At 65.4% G+C, this 18,875-nt stretch carries 16 protein-coding genes; 4 read left to right on the forward strand and 12 right to left on the reverse strand.

The genetic code is table 11. The annotated features are described in order from the left end of the window. Positions 1-26: 26 nt before the first annotated feature. Positions 27-548 (reverse strand): hypothetical protein, encoded by a 522-nt coding sequence (locus AC24YW_RS11670; RefSeq protein ID WP_487482867.1) that lies wholly within the window; start codon positions 546-548, stop codon positions 27-29. A gap of 314 nt (positions 549-862) precedes the next feature. On the opposite strand from AC24YW_RS11670, the gene AC24YW_RS11675 reads away from it, so the two are divergent. The 3 genes from AC24YW_RS11675 (at position 863) to AC24YW_RS11685 (ending at position 4,380) form a co-directional block, all read left to right on the forward strand. Next, entirely contained in the window at positions 863-1,159 is a 297-nt protein-coding gene (locus tag AC24YW_RS11675; RefSeq protein ID WP_025033779.1) for a co-chaperone GroES, read from the forward strand. Positions 1,160-1,345: 186 nt separating this feature from the next. Beyond that, on the forward strand, positions 1,346-2,977 hold the full coding sequence (groL, locus tag AC24YW_RS11680; protein ID WP_487482868.1) for a chaperonin GroEL: 1,632 nt from the start codon (positions 1,346-1,348) through the stop codon (positions 2,975-2,977). A gap of 197 nt (positions 2,978-3,174) precedes the next feature. Beyond that, positions 3,175-4,380, forward strand: coding sequence for a hypothetical protein (locus AC24YW_RS11685; RefSeq protein ID WP_487482869.1), 1,206 nt, complete (start codon positions 3,175-3,177; stop codon positions 4,378-4,380). Positions 4,381-4,483: 103 nt separating this feature from the next. On the opposite strand, the gene AC24YW_RS11690 is transcribed toward AC24YW_RS11685, so the two are convergent. Then, positions 4,484-4,882, reverse strand: coding sequence for an META domain-containing protein (locus AC24YW_RS11690; RefSeq protein ID WP_487482870.1), 399 nt, complete (start codon positions 4,880-4,882; stop codon positions 4,484-4,486). Positions 4,883-5,112: 230 nt separating this feature from the next. Further along, the gene (locus AC24YW_RS11695; RefSeq protein WP_487482871.1) at positions 5,113-6,777 is read right to left on the reverse strand and encodes an L-lactate permease; all 1,665 of its coding nucleotides are present in this window, start codon (positions 6,775-6,777) and stop codon (positions 5,113-5,115) included. A 312-nt stretch (positions 6,778-7,089) separates the two neighbouring features. On the opposite strand from AC24YW_RS11695, the gene AC24YW_RS11700 reads away from it, so the two are divergent. After that, positions 7,090-8,841, forward strand: coding sequence for an ABC transporter ATP-binding protein/permease (locus AC24YW_RS11700; RefSeq protein WP_487482872.1), 1,752 nt, complete (start codon positions 7,090-7,092; stop codon positions 8,839-8,841). A 243-nt stretch (positions 8,842-9,084) separates the two neighbouring features. On the opposite strand, the gene AC24YW_RS11705 is transcribed toward AC24YW_RS11700, so the two are convergent. The 9 genes from AC24YW_RS11705 to AC24YW_RS11745 all read right to left on the reverse strand — a co-directional run bounded on the left by AC24YW_RS11705 (position 9,085) and on the right by AC24YW_RS11745 (position 18,759). After that, positions 9,085-10,098: a TorF family putative porin gene (locus AC24YW_RS11705; protein WP_487482873.1), complete on the reverse strand. Its 1,014-nt coding sequence runs from the start codon at positions 10,096-10,098 to the stop codon at positions 9,085-9,087. A gap of 411 nt (positions 10,099-10,509) precedes the next feature. After that, positions 10,510-10,860 (reverse strand): hypothetical protein, encoded by a 351-nt coding sequence (locus tag AC24YW_RS11710; RefSeq protein ID WP_487482874.1) that lies wholly within the window; start codon positions 10,858-10,860, stop codon positions 10,510-10,512. Positions 10,861-10,945: 85 nt separating this feature from the next. Then, positions 10,946-12,268, reverse strand: coding sequence for a glycolate oxidase subunit GlcF (gene glcF / locus AC24YW_RS11715; RefSeq protein ID WP_487482875.1), 1,323 nt, complete (start codon positions 12,266-12,268; stop codon positions 10,946-10,948). Continuing rightward, positions 12,268-13,509 carry an FAD-binding protein gene (locus AC24YW_RS11720; protein WP_487482876.1) on the reverse strand — a complete coding sequence of 414 codons (1,242 nt, stop codon included), beginning with the start codon at positions 13,507-13,509 and terminating at the stop codon, positions 12,268-12,270. Before AC24YW_RS11720 ends, glcF begins: the two co-directional genes overlap by 1 nt. Before the next feature lie 68 nt (positions 13,510-13,577). Further along, entirely contained in the window at positions 13,578-14,384 is an 807-nt protein-coding gene (locus AC24YW_RS11725; protein WP_487482877.1) for an SDR family NAD(P)-dependent oxidoreductase, read from the reverse strand. A 12-nt stretch (positions 14,385-14,396) separates the two neighbouring features. Continuing rightward, on the reverse strand, positions 14,397-14,816 hold the full coding sequence (locus AC24YW_RS11730; RefSeq protein WP_487482878.1) for a DUF1850 domain-containing protein: 420 nt from the start codon (positions 14,814-14,816) through the stop codon (positions 14,397-14,399). After that, a complete protein-coding gene (locus AC24YW_RS11735) occupies positions 14,777-16,888 on the reverse strand; it encodes a TRAP transporter permease (protein ID WP_487482879.1) in 2,112 nt (703 codons plus the stop codon). Before AC24YW_RS11735 ends, AC24YW_RS11730 begins: the two co-directional genes overlap by 40 nt. 113 nt (positions 16,889-17,001) lie before the next feature. Continuing rightward, positions 17,002-17,949 (reverse strand): TAXI family TRAP transporter solute-binding subunit, encoded by a 948-nt coding sequence (locus AC24YW_RS11740; RefSeq protein ID WP_487482880.1) that lies wholly within the window; start codon positions 17,947-17,949, stop codon positions 17,002-17,004. Between the two features lie 330 nt (positions 17,950-18,279). Continuing rightward, a complete protein-coding gene (locus AC24YW_RS11745) occupies positions 18,280-18,759 on the reverse strand; it encodes a hypothetical protein (protein ID WP_487482881.1) in 480 nt (159 codons plus the stop codon). Positions 18,760-18,875 lie beyond the last annotated feature (116 nt).

Genomic DNA, 18,875 nt, shown 5'->3' on the forward strand with positions numbered 1-18,875 from the left:
TGCGAGCGGCTGGGCCGGGGCCCTTGTCACGCCCTCGGCGCGCAGCGGACGTAGACCATGTTGCCGTAGCGGGTGGCGGCGTCCTTGTCGATGAAGCGGGTGATCATGACGCGCCCGTCGAAGGAGACGATCTCGCGGTCCTGGTCGCCGGGGGTCGGGCCGGCCGGTCCGATGTAGTTCTTGCCGCTCGGCGAGCCCTTCAGCCGCAGCTCCTGCGGCGTCGCCTGGTCGGCGAGATGCATGATCACGCCACCGGAGGAACCGGCGGTGATCACGTAGGGGTTCTTGCATTGCTCGCGCGCCATCTTCTCGGTGCGGGCGCGGTCGGCCGGGTTCTGGAACGAGGCAAGGCCCCAGCGGCCGACGATCTCGTCGGCGCGGATGGTGGCCGGCATTTCGGGCGCGACGCCCGGTTCGGTCTCCGGCGGCGGCGGGGACGACGTGAGGGACGGCAGGTTGAAGCCGCCGCCGCAGGCGCCCAGCAGCAGCGCCAGACAACAGGCGGCCGCCAGATTGGCAACCGTGCGCGCGTGAGCCGAACTCATCATGGCATTCCCCCGAACAAGACCACGGCCGCACCCCTCCCGCAGCCAAGCGCAAAACCGCTGCCGGAGCAATGACGTCGTTCTTTACGCCGACGCCCCGAGCGAGTTTCCAATGCCACCATCCTATATCCGCCTCAACAATCGCTTAACCACCTTTGCTTGACAGGATCGCGGCCAAGCCATATTTCCGGACCCACTCTTAGCACTCGGAAAGCCCGATTGCTAAGCGCGCCGTTCGATCCTCGAGGAGAGGGTGGACGGAAGCGCCGCCCCACCGACCCCACTACTTCCGAAGCGAGCCTCCAAAGGGAAACGTCATGGCTAAATCCAAATTTCGTCCGCTGCATGACCGTGTCGTGGTCAAACGTATCGACGCCGAGGAAAAGACCAAGGGCGGCATCATCATTCCGGACACGGCCAAGGAAAAGCCGTCGCAGGGCGAGGTCGTCGCCGTCGGCCCCGGCGGCCGCGACGAGACCGGCAAGCTGATCCCGATCGACCTCAAGGTCGGCGACCGCGTGCTGTTCGGCAAGTGGTCGGGCACCGAGGTCAAGATCGACAACGAAGAGCTCCTGATCATGAAGGAGTCGGACATCATGGGCGTGCTGGCCTAGGGCCATCCGCCTGAACGGCCGCTGAATGCGCCGCCGTCATGCCCGGGCAGAAGCGCGAAGCGCGTTCGCGCTAGACGACCCGGGCATCCATCATTCTTCGCAAGATGATGGATGGCCGGGTCAAGCCCGGCAATGACGGAGAGAAGAGCACAAGACACATCACCTAACACGAGGGATTCCCAGACCATGGCTGCCAAGGACGTCAAGTTTTCCGGAGACGCGCGCGATCGCATGCTGCGCGGCGTCGACATTCTCGCCAACGCCGTCAAGGTGACGCTCGGCCCCAAGGGCCGCAACGTCGTCATCGAGAAGAGCTTCGGCGCCCCCCGCATCACCAAGGACGGCGTCACCGTCGCCAAGGAGATCGAGCTCGAGGACAAGTTCGAGAACATGGGCGCCCAGATGGTGCGTGAGGTCGCCTCCAAGACCAACGACCTCGCCGGCGACGGCACCACCACCGCGACCGTGCTGGCCCAGGCCATCGTGCGCGAAGGCGCCAAGGCGGTCGCCGCCGGCATGAACCCGATGGACCTCAAGCGCGGCATCGACACCGCGGTTGCCGCCGTCATCAAGGACATCGAGAAGCGCGCCAAGCCGGTCGCCTCCTCCTCCGAGGTCGCCCAGGTCGGCACCATCTCCGCCAACGGCGATGCCGCCATCGGCAAGATGATCGCCCAGGCGATGCAGAAGGTCGGCAACGAGGGCGTCATCACCGTCGAGGAGAACAAGTCGCTCGAGACCGAGGTCGACATCGTCGAGGGCATGAAGTTCGACCGCGGCTATCTCAGCCCCTACTTCGTCACCAATGCCGAGAAGATGACCGCCGAGCTCGAGGACGCCTACATCCTCCTGCACGAGAAGAAGCTCTCGGGCCTGCAGGCCATGCTGCCGGTGCTCGAAGCCGTGGTGCAGTCGGGCAAGCCGCTCGTCATCATCGCCGAGGACGTCGAGGGCGAGGCGCTGGCCACTCTGGTCGTCAACCGGCTCCGTGGCGGCCTCAAGGTCGCGGCCGTCAAGGCGCCGGGCTTCGGTGACCGCCGCAAGGCCATGCTGGAGGACATCGCGATCCTGACCGGCGGCCAGCTGATCTCCGAGGAGCTCGGCATCAAGCTCGAGAACGTCACGGTGAAGATGCTCGGCCGCGCCAAGAAGGTGGTGATCGACAAGGAGAACACCACGATCGTCAACGGCGCCGGCAAGAAGCCCGACATCGAGGCCCGGGTCGGCCAGATCAAGGCGCAGATCGAGGAGACCACCTCCGACTACGACCGCGAGAAGCTGCAGGAGCGCCTCGCCAAGCTCGCCGGCGGCGTCGCGGTGATCCGCGTCGGCGGTGCCACCGAGATCGAGGTCAAGGAGAAGAAGGATCGCGTCGAGGACGCGCTCAACGCCACCCGCGCCGCGGTGCAGGAAGGCATCGTCCCCGGCGGCGGCGTCGCGCTGCTCCGCGCCAAGAAGGCGGTCGGCCGTCTCAGCAACGCCAATGACGACGTCCAGGCCGGCATCAACATCGTGCTGAAGGCGCTGGAAGCCCCGATCCGCCAGATCTCCGAGAACGCCGGCGTGGAGGGCTCGATCGTGGTCGGCAAGATCCTGGAGAACAAGTCCGAGACCTTCGGCTTCGACGCCCAGAACGAGGACTATGTCGACATGGTCGAGAAGGGCATCATCGATCCCGCCAAGGTGGTGCGCACCGCGCTGCAGGACGCCTCCTCGGTGGCCGGCCTCTTGGTGACCACCGAAGCCATGGTCGCCGAGATGCCGAAGAAGGAAGCTCCGCCCGCCATGCCCGCCGGCGGCGGCATGGGCGGCTTCTGAGCCTGCCGTTCCGTGACAGAGTTGCGAAGGCCGCCTCCGGGCGGCCTTCTTTTTTGCCGACCCTGCCTGTTTCGCTTTCCGATTCAACCAGCGGCCAAAACCCACTACGGTGGCGCGCCGATTCTGATTGTTTGGGCATGATCCTCAGACCGCTTCACGCTTTTCCGGATCATGGCCGTTGCGCGAGGATGTCATCGATGCGTGCGCTTCTGGTTTGCTCCATGGCCGTTCTGGCCCTGCTCGCCGGTCCGCGACCGGCCTCCGCCCAGATGAAGCTGTCGCCGAAGGCGACCGCGCCGGGCGGAGCCGAGACGCGCTACTTCACCTCGATCGACGGGGTGATGGACGGCCATGCCGACGTGATCCTGAAGGAGACGCGCCAGGGCAAGGCGCTGACCGCGGCGGTGCTCGACGTCTGCTACCCCATCGCGAAGAACTCCGACCGCAAGGACCGCTTCGTCGTCAACCTCCAGGTCGCGGGCCAGACGCTGACGGGAACGACGCAGAGCGTTGGCGAGAAGTCGCCGGTCAGCGTCAAGCTGACACGCAAGCAGTCCGGCGACACGTTCGAATTCCGCGGCCAGATCGCGATCGGCCAGGCGGTGACCGAAGTGACCTCGCCGGACAATTCCGATCTCAGCGAAAAGGAATTCCTGGACAGTCAGAGCTCGGACGACGGCATCACGCCGCAGCCGAAGGATTTCACCGACGTCTCGCCGGAAGCGATCGCGGTCAAGGTCAAGCTCGACGCAGCGACCGACTTCCTGAAGAGCCTGAAGGGCCAGGAGGTCGAGGTGACGCTGGCGAGCCTCAATGTCGGCTGCGACGCGCTGCGCGCCGGCGAGCAGACCATCACCATGTCGGTCGATCCCGAGCGCGCCGGCGCGCTGCTGGCCAAGTTCAAGGCGATGCCCGGCGTCACGGCCGCTGGCTGGACCGCGGGCATGACCGAGATGGACCGCACCATCCGCTTTCCCGCGGCGGACTGGCGCGAGGGCGACAAGATCAACAAGGGCAAGCTGGCAATTGCGGTCGCGAACGTGCTGAGCAGGACGCTCGCGGCAAAGCCGGTCGCGCAAAACTTCAACCCGGCCACCGGCAAGCTCAAGCTGGTGTTCAAGCGGCCGAATCAGGATTTCCCGGCGCTCGAGCTCACCGACACGATCGAGGTTGCAGGCCTGGTCTCGCCCGACAAGCCGGGCACCACCGACAAGCTCATGCTCTGGCTCGGCAGCCCGGCGACCACGACGGCCGACGAGGGCAGCGGTGCCAGGCTCAATTTGTCCGACGATGCGAGCCTCGACGAAGAAGGCGATCTGCCCGACGACAACGGCTCGATCGAGGCGCTCGTCAAGGAGCTGAAGGGCCAGCGCTGGGACGCCGACAGATCGGCGTGGAAGTGACGCAGTCATTCCGGGGCGCGCGAAGCGCGAACCCGGAATCTGGAGCTTGTCGCGCGAGATTCCGGGTTCGACGCTGGCGCGTCGCCCCGGAATGACCTGACGCTCAATTCCCCGTCGTCCTGAAGCGCAGCGGCTTCGGGCCGATCAGCGTCAGCACGTCGCCCTGGCGCTTCCAGGTCTCAACGCTGCCGAGGGCGGCGACGAGCTCGTCGTCGGCCTGCGCTCTCGCCGGCGGACAGTTGCGGTTCTGGATCTGGCCGGGCACGAAGATCACGGTGTTGCCGGCGACCGAGAACTGGCCCTTGCCGCCCTTGCACCAGAGCTCCAGCACGACCTCGCCATTGTCGCCGATCTCGATGTTGGGAATCCGCTTCGAGCCTGCCTGCGGCAACGCCTCCAGCGTCATCTCGGTGCCGAACGGAAACCCCTCCTGGGCACGCGCGAGCGTGGACATCGCGAGCATTGCAACCGTCGCACACAGCAATCGCAGAAGCGGAACCATGAGACCTCTCGACCGACCTGATTTGCGGCACCTTCTATAGGACGGCGGTGCGGTTGAGAAGGTTCGCGGCGGACGCACAAATCCCCGCGGGAACGAGCCTCGCGGGGATTTGCGGGTGCGGCTTGGACCCTAAAGCGCGATGAGATTTGGATGAATCGTCATCGCGCTTTAGGTCTTTGTTTGAGCATGATCTTTTCGGAAAGCCGCTTCACACTTTTCCGGATCATGCTCTACTTCAGGACCAGCGCCGTAAACGGCCAGACATAGGCCTGCAACGTCACGAGCACGCCGACCAGGCACGCCAGCACGATCGAGTGCCAGAACACGAAGCGCAGGATCGTGCCCTCATGGCCGTACCAATTGGTGGCGGTCGAGGCGACCACGATCGACTGCGCGTCGATCATCTTGCCCATCACGCCGCCGGAGGAGTTCGCCGCCGCCATCAGCACCGGCGACAGGCCGAGCTGCTCGGAGGTGATCTTCTGCAGGTTGCCGAACAGCACGTTGGAGGCGGTGTCCGATCCGGTCAGCGCCACGCCGAGCCAGCCGAGCAGCGTGCCGAAGAAGGGATAGAGCACGCCGGTGGCGGCGAAGGCGAGACCGAGCGTGGCGTCGACGCCGGACAGGCGCGTCAAGGTGCCGATCGCGAGCATCGCCGAGATCGTGATCAGCGAGATCGCGCAGAGCCGGATGGTGCGGCCATATTGCATCGCAAGCTTGCCGGGACCGACGCCCATCAACAGGCCGGAGATGATCGCCGCGATCAGCATGCCCGTGCCGGTGAAGGACAGGTAGGTGAAGGCGAACACCGCGCTTTCCTTCGTCGGCCCTGGCGCGACCGGCGGCATCTTGTTGATCATCTGGTGCAGCTCGGGAACGGGATAGTTCCAGACGAAGATCGCGTTCGCCCAGGCCTTGAAGGCACCGTTGCCCCAGACCAGCATCACGATGCAGACGATGATCCACGGCAGCAGCGCGTCGAACAGCTCGCTCTGCGTCAGCGGCGTCTTGTCGAGCGGTTTCGCCGCCGCCATCGTGGCGGCCGATTCGTCGCGGCCGCGCAGCGCCGGCGACAGCCAGAGCTGCCGCGGCTGCCACACCTTCAGGAACAGGATCAGCGCGCCCATCGAGATCAGCGAGGCGCCGATGTCGACGATCCAGGGATTGATGTGGTTCGAGATCACGTATTGCGGGATCGCGAACGACACGCCGGTGACGAGGATCGCCGGCCAGACGTCCTTCATGCCCCTCCAGCCCGCGAATGCCCACACCACCCAGAACGGCACGATCAGCGAGAAGAACGGCAATTGCCGTCCGACCATCGCACCAAGGATGTAGGGATCGAGGCCGGTGACCGAGGCGAGGCCCTGGATCGGCGTGCCCAGCGCGCCATAGGCGACCGGCGCGGTGTTGGCGATCAGCGACAAGCCCGAGGCCGCGAGCGGCGAGAAGCCGAGCCCGATCAGCACCGCGCCCGTGATCGCGACCGGCGTGCCGAAGCCCGAGGCGCCCTCGAAGAACGCACCGAACGAGAACGCGATCAGCAGCAATTGCAGCCGCCGGTCCTCGGTGACGCCGCCGACCGCGCGCTTGAGCAGCTCGAATCGCCCGGTGGTCACCGTGACCTGGTAGAGGAAGATGACGTTGAGAACGATCCAGCCGATCGGGAAGAACCCGGTGACGATGCCCAGCACCGAAGCCCGGATCGACATGTTCGCCGGCATGGTGAAGACGAAGATCGTGATCAGGTTGGTCACGATCACGGCGATGATTGCTGCGATATGCGCCTGGACGCGGCCGCTCGCGATCAAAACCAGCAGCGTGACGACGGGCACCGCCGCCGCGATCGTCGACAGCACCGGGCTGTGCAGCGGATCATAGATCTGATTCCACATCGTCTTTCTCCCCACGCATGTTGCGGCAGGCGGCCCGCGTGGAGAGCCGGTCCTGCTTGACGCCGGAAGCGATAGCCCCCCGCGTTGGACGTGAATTCTTGCGAATGCAGCCGGTTCCCGGCCGCTCACAAGGTCGCGAAATCGCGGAGCACCCCGCACCGCGCCGCCAGGCGCCATGCTAGGGTTGCTGGCTGCGACAATCCAACGCAAATTGCAGAACTTGCGACTTTAGTCTAAGCGCGCCCATTTCCGCCATCGCCTCAGCTATTTGGCTCCGGGCATCGTGCACATCCCCTGAGGAGATCCAGCTCTGTGAACAACATCCGCGCCACGCTCGCGATCGTCTGGCGAATCGCCATCCCTTATTTCCGGTCAGAGGACAAATGGGCCGGCCGCGGCCTGCTCGCCGCGGTGATCGTCATCGAGCTGCTGCTGGTCGCCATCGACGTGCTCGTGAACCAGTGGTACAGCCGCTTCTACAACTATCTCCAGGAGCGCGACTGGAACGGCTTCGTCTGGGAACTGGGCGTCTTCACAGTGCTCGCGAGCGCCAGCGTCGCGCTGTCCGTCTACCAGCTCTATCTCAATCAGTGGCTCCAGATTCGCTGGCGGCAATGGCTGACGCGTCACTATCTGGGCGAGTGGCTGAATAGCGCGACCCACTATCGGATGCAGCTCAAGGGCGATGCGGCCGACAACCCGGACCAACGCATCACCGACGACGTCAGGAGCTTCGTCGAGCAGACTCTCAATATCGGCATCGGGCTGCTCTCCTCGATCGTCACGCTGCTCTCGTTCGTGGTCATTCTGTGGGGGCTGTCGAACGCGGCACCGCTGCATATTTCGGGCATCGACTTTCCCATCCCCGGCTATTTGGTGTGGGCGGCGCTCGTCTACGCGATCTTCGGCACCCTGTTCACGCACTGGGTCGGTTCGCCGCTGGTCAATCTCAATTTCGAGCAGCAGCGCTACGAGGCCGACTTCCGCTTCAACCTCGTCCGTGTGCGCGAGAACTCCGAACAGATCGCGCTGCTCAAGGGCGAGGGCGCCGAACGCGAACGTCTCCTGCTCCGCTACGGCTTTGTCGTCGGCAATTGGTACGCGATCATGAGCCGAACCAAGCGCCTGACTGCCTTCACGGCGAGCTATTCCCAGGCCGCCGTGATCTTCCCCTTCATCCTCACCGCGCCTGCCTACTTTGCAGGTAAGATTCAACTCGGAGGGATGGTACAGACCGGGTCCGCCTTCGGCAGCGTGCAGAAGGCCCTGTCCTTCTTCGTGACCGCCTACCGCTCGTTAGCCGAATGGCGTGCGGTGGTTGCGCGTCTCGATGGCTTCGAGATGTCGGTCGCCTCGGCGGTCAATCTGCCGGCGCATGAGCCAGCCATCGCGCTGGAGGTCGCCGGCCGCCATATCGACCTCGAACAGCTCTGCGTGAACCTGCCCAACGGCACGCCGCTGGTGGCCGCCAAGGCCTTCACCATTCAGCCTTCCGAGCGCGTGCTGGTGACCGGACCGTCCGGCTCCGGCAAGTCCACGCTGTTCCGGGCCATCGCCGGCATCTGGCCGTTCGGCACCGGCACCGTTGTGGTCCCGGAAAAGGCAAAGCTGATGATGCTGCCGCAGCGGCCCTATTTCTCGGTCGGCGTGTTGCGCGATGCCGTGGTCTATCCGGCAGCGCCGGGCGCGTTCGACGCCGCGCAGGTCCGCGACGCCCTGATCGCGGTCGGGCTGCCCGATCTCGCGGAGCGGCTGGACGAGGAAGGCCACTGGAACAGGATGCTCTCGCTCGGCGAGCAGCAACGTCTCGGGCTTGCGCGCGCGCTGCTGCATGCGCCGGACTATCTGTTCCTGGACGAAGCCACCGCCTCGCTCGACGAGCCGTCGGAGGCCCGGCTCTACCGGCTGCTGGCGGAGAGACTGCCGCAGGCCACCATCGTCTCGATCGGCCACCGCTCGACGCTCGATGCCTTCCACACCCGCAAGGTGGCGCTGGTGAAGGACGGTGCGATCCACGTCGTCGGCGGCGAGCGGAGTGCGGCGGAGCCGAGCGCCGCGCGCTGAGGCGAGCGCTCTATGGTCGCTGGTCATCAGGTTCGAGCCGCCACTCCACACACTCGTCATGCCCGGGCTTGATCCGCCGGCGCGGCCGATGCCGCTTCGGCGCGGCGAAGGCCCGGGCATCCACGTCTTTCCGGCCTCGGGGCTAACCGTGGATGGCCGGGTCAAGCCCGGCCATGACGGTGGAGAAAAGCAAAAGGGCGGCAGGTTGCCCTGCCGCCCTCGCGAAGTCGTTCGGGAAGAAGCTTACTTCAGATTGCTCATCGCCGTCAGATCGAACGAGAGCTTGGCCACGCCTGCCGCGCTGCACCAGTTGGAGCCGAAGCCGCCCGGATTGATGGGGGTGAAGCTGCCGGTGAACTTCGCGGTGTGATCGCTGGTCAAGGCGTTGCAGTCGCCCTTGTTCAGGTCGGTGTCGTGATAGCGCAGATCGAGCGTGAACACCTTGTACGTGAAGCCGACGCCGACGTTCCAGGTGTTGTAGCTCGGCTCCTTGATGCCGTTCGCATACACCGGATCGCCCGCGATGCCGTAGAAGATGTCGGACGTGCCGAACCACTGCCGGCCGAACTCACCCGACACGTACATGCCGACGCCGCTGGCACCGAAGATCGTGCTCGGGGCGGTCCACTTGGCGGTGATCGAGGCGTAGTTGCCCCAAGCGCCGAGGTTCAGGAAGTTCGGCGAGTAGTACTCGTTGAAGCCGACCGTCCACTGATCGTTGATGACGACATTCAGCTTGGCGTAGGCTTCGAAGAAGCTGGCGTCCTTCTTGGCGAAGTTGCCGTTGATGGGAAGGCCGATCGCGCCCTGCGAGTAATCGATGTCGCCGCCGCAATTGCCCTGAGCCAAGGTGCCCTGCGAGCCGAAGCATTGTCCGCCCGGATAGAGGTAGCCCCAGAGACCGAAGTCGAAGGCGAACATGCCGAAGGTCGGGCGGATACCGCCGTAGAAGTCGACTTCCGCCGCAGCGCGGTTCGGGAAGGAGATGCTCGAGGCGGACGTACCGACGTAGAGCTGCAGGTCCTTGGTGACATTGTAGCGGGGCTCGAAATAGGCCGTGACGGCCGGCTTATGGTTCGACTGGGTGATGCCGCGGAAGACGTAATCGCTCATGATGCCGCCACCGAAGGCGATATCCCAGGGATCGAAGGCCGGCGGCGGCGGGGCCTTCAGTGCCTTCACGCGCAGATCTGCCGCGAACGCCGAACCCGTCGTTACCATCGCCAGCGCCGTTGCCAACAAAGCCAGTTTTTTCATTTCGGTCCCCATCTACCCGTTCTTACTTAGCAGTCGCCCCCGGAAGCCCCCCGGGGCATGCGGCCTACCTACAAAATTGCGTCACTGCGGCAATTTGGATCGATGAACAGGAACCGTGAAGCAAAAAGCGCGGGCATCTGCCGACTTTTTAGGCGTTTTGACGAATTCACGAAAGGTTGTGAGCCTGTGTGGCTTCTCGATCACATTATTTGCATTCCAAGGTGCAGTGCAGACCCGTGTAAACCCGGAGATCGCCAAGCGGCGTGACACCTTCGCTACGAATCAGAGTGGGTCCGTAGCGCCAGCGCCAGGGCGGCTTTCCGCGATGCAGAAAGGCCGCAGCACCGGAGCGCCGCGGCCCTCTCGTTACAATCCCAAGTAACAGTCCGAAGGCGATGAGAGGCCGCCTTCCTACCCCTGCCCCTCGGCCGGCGCCGCTTCCGCAGAAGACGAAGGCATCGCCCAGCTGGGCTCGGCGGGCGCTGGAGCCTCCGCCGGTGCCGACGGCTTCGGAGCAGGCGCTGCCTTCGCCTTCTTCGGTGCCGTCTTCTTCGCGGCCTTCTTCGGAGCCGCCTTCTTGGCCGCCGACTTCTTTGCTGTCTTCTTGGCTGCCTTCTTCGGGGCGGCCTTCTTGGCAGATTTCTTGGCAGACTTCTTGGCGGTCTTCTTGGCTGCCTTCTTCTTCGTCGCCTTCTTCGCGGTCTTCTTCGCCGCTACGGCCTTCTTGGCCTTCTTGCTTTTCTTCTTCTTCGCTTTCGCCATCGTGGTCCTCCTGTTGCCGCCGAACAATGCTTGATCGGGCGTCTTCAGTCGTCACCTCGGGAGGACAGTTCAGGCTCCTGAAAGCTCAAACCCGCGCGTTCAGTGCCGGCCGCGCCCCGCCCGTCGCCCAATCGAGAAGCTCAATCGTGTGTACGACCGGAACTGACGTGCCACTGGCAATCTGCACCATGCAGCCGATATTGCCCGCGGCAATCATGTCCGGCTTGACGCTCGCGATGTTGGCGACCTTGCGATCGCGCAACCGACCCGCAAGCTCGGGCTGGAGAATGTTGTAGGTCCCCGCCGAACCGCAACACAAATGGCTCTCGGGCACATCTTTCACCACGAATCCATTCTTGGAAAGCAATTCTTTCGGAAGGCCTGTGATTTTCTGTCCATGCTGCAACGAACACGCGGAGTGATAGGCGACGACGATGGCGTCCGCTCTCGCCGCCGTCGCAAGCTCGATCCCGGCGACGTATTCGGTGATGTCCTTGGCGAGCGCGGAGACCTTCGCCGCGTCGGCTGCGAACGCATCGTCCTCACGCAGGAGATAGCCGTAATCCTTGATCACCGTGCCGCAGCCGGAGGTCGTCACCAGGATGGCATCGAGCCCCTCGCCGGCCATTTCCTTACCCCACGCCGCAACGTTGGCGCGAGCCCGCGCCAACGCATCCTCGTCGTTGCCGAGGTGATGGGTCAGCGCGCCACAGCACTGCTCGTCCCTGACAAGGACGACCTCGATGCCGTGGCGGGTCAGGAGATTGATGGCGGCCTGGTTGATGCGGGGCGCCAGCACCTGCTGGGCGCAGCCCTGGAGCAGCGCCACACGTCCGCGCTTCTTGCCCAGCGCCGCGAACACGCTGCCGGCGGCGGGCCCGGCCGGCGGCAGCCGGTCCGGCGCCAGCGCCAGCATCGCCTTGATGCGCTGGATCAAGCCCGGCGTCGCCGCAGGCCGGGGCGTCGGCAGCAAGACGCCGAGCGGACGGACGAGCCGCGCCAGCCACATGCTGATGCGAAAGCGCTGCGGGTCCGGCAGGACGAAGGCCAGCACCTGGCGCAACAGCCGCTCGGTCAGCGGCCGCCGATAGCGCTGCTCGATCCGGACCCGGGCCTGGTCGACCAGGTGCATGTAGTTCACGCCTGAGGGGCAGGTCGTCATGCAGGCAAGGCACGACAGGCAACGGTCGATATGCTTGACCACCTCGCCGGTCGGCGCCTGGTCCTTCTCCAGCATCTCCTTGATCAGATAGATGCGGCCGCGCGGGCTATCGAGCTCGTCGCCGAGCAGCACATAGGTCGGGCAGGTTGCGGTGCAGAAGCCGCAATGGACGCAGGCGCGCAGGATCTTGTCGGCCTCCGCGATATCGGGGTCGGCGAGCTGCGCGAGTGAGAATTCGGTCTTCATCAGCCAGCGCTCCGCGTGAGCCGCCCCCGGTTGAGAATGGTCTTCGGATCGAAGCTGGCGCGCACCCGCTCGCTCAGCGCGGCAATGCCTGGCGCCTGCGGATGGAATACGTCGACCTTGCGCCTGACATCCTCGTCCGCCCGGATCAGCGTGGCATGCCCGCCGACCGCGTCCGCGCGCGCACGCACGGCCGGGGCATGCGCGTCCGGCTTCGGCGGCAGCGCCGCCCAGATCAGGCCGCCGCCCCAATCGTAGATCACATCGCCCCCCGTCTCGCGCGCCAGCTGCGTGCTCAGCACCGCGCCCGAGGCCGGCGGGCAGACGATCCGCCAGACCGGCCAGGCGCCGAGCGCGCCGCTCGCCGCGAACGGCAGCACGTCGCGGATCGCAGTCCACAGCGCCGCGGATGCGACGTCCTCGATCAGCATCGCGGTGCCAAACGGCGCCAGCAAGTCGCGCAGCGAGCCGGCGCGGTGCGCGGCGGACGCGGTGATGCCCTCGAGCCGCAGCACGGTCAGCGCCTCGCCCTCGCCCTGGCCCGCAATGTCGCTCAGCCCCTCGGTCCCGGCCAGGAGCGCGGATTTCGGCAGATGCGCGGCGGCGGAGACGTCGAACGGCGAGCCCAGCGCCGCGGTCATGGCCTTGTTGGCCGTGGCATCATCCAACCCGCGCAGCAGCAGCGTCCGCTCGGCCTCGGGCTTGGGCATCACCTTGAGCGTCACCTCGGTCATCACCGACAGCGTGCCCCAGGACCCCGCCAACAGCTTGCAGAGGTCGTAGCCGGTGACGTTCTTCACCACCCTGCCGCCGGTCTTGAAGCTGTCGCCGAAGCCCGAGACGGCGTGCGCCCCGAGGAGATGATCGCGCGCCCCGCCCGCCCGGATCCGCCGCGGTCCGGCGAGCCCGGCCGCGATCATGCCGCCGATGGTGCCTGTCGCCGGCGTGCCGAGTAGCGGGGCGGTGTTAACAGGCTCGAAGGCGAATTGCTGGTTCTTGGCGTCGATCAGCGCCAGCACGTCGGCCAGCGGCGCGCCGGCCTGGAGCGTGATGATGAGCTCGCTCGGCTCGTAGGCGGTGACGGCATTGAGCGCGGAGAGGTCGAGCACGGCGTTGGTCGCCATGGCGTGGCCGATGCCGCGCTTACCGCCATGGCCGATGATCTCGAGCGGCTGCTCGTTCGCGATCGCCGCGCGCACCACCGCTTCGACGTCTTTGGCGTCTCTGACCTTGAGCGTATCCACGGGAAAAGGCGGTAGCGAAATTCGCGCGGGAAATCAATTCGATCCTGACGGAACGCGTTGGGGCTGGATCAAGCCCCGGCCTTGCACGTGATGCCGCCGTCGACGACGAGCTCGATGCCGGTCACGTATTTCGACTCGTCGGAAGCCAGGAACAGCGCGGCGTTGGCGACGTCCCATGCATCGCCCATGTGGCCCATCGGCACTTGCGCGTCGCGCGCGCGCCACATCGCCTCGACGTCGCCCTTGGCGTAGCTGGCGGCGAGGCCGGCGGAGTGCTCGACCATCGGCGTCTTCATCAGGCCGGGCAGGATCGCGTTGACCCGGACATGATGACGCGCGAACTCGATCGCGGTGGTGCGCGTCATCTGGTTCATCGCCGCTTTCGAGGCGCCGTAGGTGACGTAGGAGATCCCCATGTGGCGGATCGAGGCGATCGAGGAGATGTTGATGATCGAGCCGCCGCCCTGCTTCACCATAACCGGGATGACGTGCTTCATGGCGAGATAGGCGCTCTTGAGGTTGACGCTGAAGACGCGGTCCCAGCTGTCCTCGCTCACCTCCACCACGCTGCCCATCTCGGCGATGCCGACATTGTTGTCGAGCACGTCGATGCGGCCATGGGCCTTGAGGCACGCCGCGACCATCGCCTCGATCTCGCTGGCGCGCGACACGTCGGCCGTGAACGCCATCGCCTTGCCGCCCTCGCCGCTGATGATCTTCGCTGTCTCCTCGGCCGCAGCACCGTTGCGATCGACGCAGAACACCTGCGCGCCCTCGCGCGCGAAGGTCACCGCGGTCGCCTTGCCGTTGCCCCAGCCCGGACCGATCGAGCCGGCCCCCACCACCATCGCAACCTTGCCCTTGAGCCGATCCATCGCGGTTCTCCCTTATTTCTCTTGTTGTTTGCAGATGCTCATTTTGGTGACGTTAGCACCAATGGGATGACCGACAATCTCCGACAGCGTCCGGCATTGCCCCTCTTGGCAGAGCCGCCACTCTCCCGCCGCGTCCGAATTGCCCAGCACGACCTCTTGCATCGGCGCACGCTGCGGCCGCCATCGAAACCAGCCGTCGACCAGTCGCGCCTCGGGCGGCGGCTCCATGCCGGGGCCGGTGCCCTTGACGCGGGCCTGGACCAGCTCGAGGCCGGCGGGCGTGAGGCGCCAATCTTCCTGCCATTCGACCTTCGCGATCGAATGCGTCCAGGCCAGCGTGAAGGCGGTGAGCGCCAGCGCCTTCACGCCACCCGCTGCTGCGAGGCAGAGGCTCACACCGCCTCGACCGGCGCCGGCGGACGCTGTCGCCATTGCCACAGCGCGAGCGCGGCGGCGAGCACGAAGCCCGCGGTGTCGCTGAAGGGGAATTCACCGAGCAGGCAGAACGCGGCGCCGAGCGCGACCAGGCGCTCGATCAGCGTCAGCCGCGTGAACAGGAAGCCGATCGCGGCCATGCCGAACAGGCCGATCGCCACCAGCGCCTTCAGGCTCGCCAGCGCCACCGCGCCGTAGAAGCCGAGCTGGGCCGCCATGGGATCGCCGGCCTGCAGCATCAAGGCCGGCGAATAGACGAAGATGAAGGGAATGACGTAGCCGGCGAGCGCGATGCGCATCGCTTCCCAGCCGATCTTGTCCGGATTCTCCTTGGCGATCGGCGCCGCCGCAAGCGCGGCCAGCGCCACCGGCGGCGAGAGGTCGGCCATGATGCCGTAGTAGAATGCGAACATGTGGCTCGCGATCAATGGCACGCCGAGCTTGGCCAGCGCGGGAGCCGCGAGCGCGGCGGTGATGATGTAGGTCGGGATGGTCGGGATGCCGGTGCCGAGCAGGATCGACAACAGCATGGTCATGACCAGCGCCAGGAACAGGCTCTTCTCGCCGAGACCGATCACCCAGCCGCCGAAGATGGTGCCGACGCCGGTCTGCGACATCATGCCGATGATGACGCCGACGATGGCGCAGGCCATGCCGACGGTGATGGCGGATTTCGCGCTCTCGGCCAGCGCATCGCGGCAGGCGCGCAACGCCGCAAAGCCGCCGCGCACGAACGCGGTGATCACGATCAACCCGACCACGACGGTCGCGACCGGCACGATCTGGAGGCCGTCGCGCGACAGCGCGGCGACCACGAGCGCGAGCCCGACCCAGAAGATGGTGCGGATCACGTTCGAGGAGGCGCCCGTCGTGATGGCGGTGCCGAGGATCAGCGTCACTGTCAGCGCAAGGCCCATGCTGCCGGCATAGAGCGGCGTAAAGCCCTCGAACAGCATGTAGACCAGCGCTGCGAGCGGCAGCACGAGGTACCAGCGCGTCACCAGCGCCTTCCAGGCGCTCGGGATCTCCGAACGCTTCATGCCGACGAGGCCGTGCTTGCCGGCCTCCAGATGCACCATCCAGAAGGCGGAGGCGAAATAGAGGATCGCAGGGATGGCCGCGGCCTTGACGATCTCCGAATATTGCACGCCGAGCGTCTCGGCCATGATGAAGGCGACCGCGCCCATCACCGGCGGCATGATCTGGCCGCCCATCGAGGCCGTCGCCTCGACGCCCGCCGCGAACGCGCGGCGGTAGCCGAACCTGATCATCAAGGGAATCGTGAACTGGCCGACCGTGACGACGTTGGCGACGCCCGATCCGGAGATGGTGCCCATCATGCCCGAGGCGAACACCGCGACCTTGGCAGGGCCGCCGCGGGTGCGGCCGAACAGGCCGAGCGAGACGTCGGTGAACAGCTGGATCATGCCGGCGCGCTCCAGGAACGAGCCGAACAGGATGAACAGGAAGATGTAGGTCGCTGAGACGTAGACCGGCACGCCGTAGAAGCCTTCGGTGCCGAACGACAGATGCGTGACGACCTGGTCGAAATCATAGCCGCGGTGGTTGAGCGGCGACGGCAGGTACTGACCGAAGAACCAATAGAGCAGACACGCGCCGCACATCAGCGGCAATGCCGCGCCCATCAGCCGCCGCGTGCCCTCGAAGATCAGCACCGCGAGCAGCGTGCCGACCACGAGATCGAGCCTGGTCGGATCGCCGTCGCGCGCGATCAGGTCGGCGTAGAATATCCATTGGTAGAGACCGCAGTAGAACCCGGCGCCGCCGATCGCCCAGCCCAGCGCACGGCCGAAATTGCTCCTCGCGGTGAAGTTGGCGATCAGGCCGAAGGTCAGCAGGAGCAGGAATCCGACATGGACGCCGCGCACCACCTGGCTCGGCAGGTAGTTGAAGGCGGCGACGTAGAGCTGGAAGGTCGCGAACGCGATGCCGATCCAGTAGGCGAGCCGGCCCCACCAGGCGGGGCCGAAGCCTTCTGGAAAACCATGCTCGAAATTGTCGAACTCGACCTTGACGGGCGCAGCTTCAATGGCTTCTGCCTGCGACATCGATATATCCCTGCACCCTGAAATCGTCATGCCCGGGCTTGACCCGGGCATCCATCGAAAGATGAATCCCTGGAGGATGGATGGCCGGGTCAAGCCCGGCCATGACACCTGTACTACTTGATCAGCCCCTTTTCCTTGTAATAGCGGATCGCGCCGGGGTGCAGCGGGACCGGGCTGCCGGTGGCGGCGGTCTCGAGCTTGATCTCCTTGCCGGCCGCGTGCGCAGTGACGAGTTCGGGCAGCGATTCATAGACCAGCTTGGTCATCTGATAGGCGAGATCGTCCGAGACGGCGGAGCTGGTGACCAGATAATTGATCACGGCCGCCGTCGGCACGTCCTTGTCCTGGCCGGTATAGGTGTTGGCCGGAATGGTCGCGGCGACGAAGGGCGGGCCGATCTTGTCGACCGTCTCCTTTGGCACCGACACCACCGTGATCGGGCTCGAGGTCGAGAGGTCCTTCAGCGAGGCGACGCCGAGCCCGGCCGATTGCAGCGTGGCGTTGAGCTGCCGGTTCTTCATGAGATCGACCGATTCGGCAAAGGGCAGGTATTCGACCTTGCCGAGATCCTTGTAGCTCATGCCGGCTGCGCTAAGGATCGCGCGGGAGTTCAGCTCGGTGCCCGACTTCGGCGCGCCGACCGACAGGCTCTTGCCCTTGAGGTCGGCGAGCGTCTTGATGCCGGACTCGGCGGTCGCGACGATCTGGATGTAATTCGGATAGATCGCACCGATGGTGCGGAGCTTGTCGAGCTTGGTCTTGAAGCCCGCCTCCTCCTCGCCGTCCCAGGCGGCCTTCAGCGAGTCGCCCAGCGTGAACGCCAGCTCGCCGCGGCCCTGCTGCAGCAGGATCAGGTTCTCAACCGACGCCTTGGTGGCCTGCACCTGCGTCTTCACGTTCGGGATCTTCTCGCCGTAGATCTTTCCGATCGCGACCCCGAGCGGATAGTAGACGCCGGAGGTTCCACCGGTCAGCACGTTGATGAAGGATTGCGCCTGCGCGCAGGGTGCCGACGCCGCCAGAGCCAGAGCCGCGGCCGCGCCGAAAATCGTCCGTTTCATGGTTGTTGTTCTCCCCAAACCGGCGGCGAAATTGGCCGGATGAGGGATGCGGGTCAACCCATCCAAAAGATAAAGCTGGGCTGCAGTAAACGGCCGATGCGGCTGGACTTTTCGGGAACCTGCTGCGGCGAGGTGGCGCAGTGGGGACGATCGCATCGGTGTGGACCAGGGGCACAGACAGCCGCACAGCGTCATGGCCGGGCTTGTCCCGGCCATCCACGCCTCTCCACACCGCACGGAGAACGTGGATGCCCGGGACAAGCCCGGGCATGACGACCTTTTGCCAAATGTTCGAATGCGATCGCCCTGCCTGCAAGCGATCGAGCGCTCCTACTGGAACGTCATGTCCAGGCATTTGGAGATGTCGGAGCCGAGGCCGGAAGAGATGATGATGCAGCCGCGCACCTTCTGCGCGCCGACGTCGGCGGCCCAGACCGAGTAGCCGCCGGGGCCGAAGAACGAATTGGTGTTCGGCGGCTCGGTCTCGGTGGCGTCGAAATCGTACTTGCCGTCGGTCTCGAAAATGCGCGGCTTCTTGGTGCAGCCGCCGTCGGTCTGGACGTTGATGACTTCCTTGTTGTCGCGGGTCAGCGCCAGGGAGACCTGGCAGCGGAAATATTCCGAGGTCTTGGTGTTGAACAGATAGGTGTAGGACTTGCATGTCGCGGTGTTCAGCTTGCCCGGGGCAAGGCCGCGGCTGCACGAAATCCGCTGGTTGTGGCTGAGCCGGTAGTCATCGGCTTGGGCGGCCGGCGCCAGCGCCGTGAGCAACAGCGCGGCAGCCGAGCAGGCTTTGACGACAAGGTTCATTCGAATCACCCCCACCAATATTTTTGTCGAGTTGCGTTCTAGACGGAAAGCGGAACATAGTCGCGAGGGGACGAAGGGAAAATCACAAACTGCTGGGCAAGACGTGATGCGCTGCG

The organism is Bradyrhizobium sp. USDA3516, assembly GCF_057651995.1.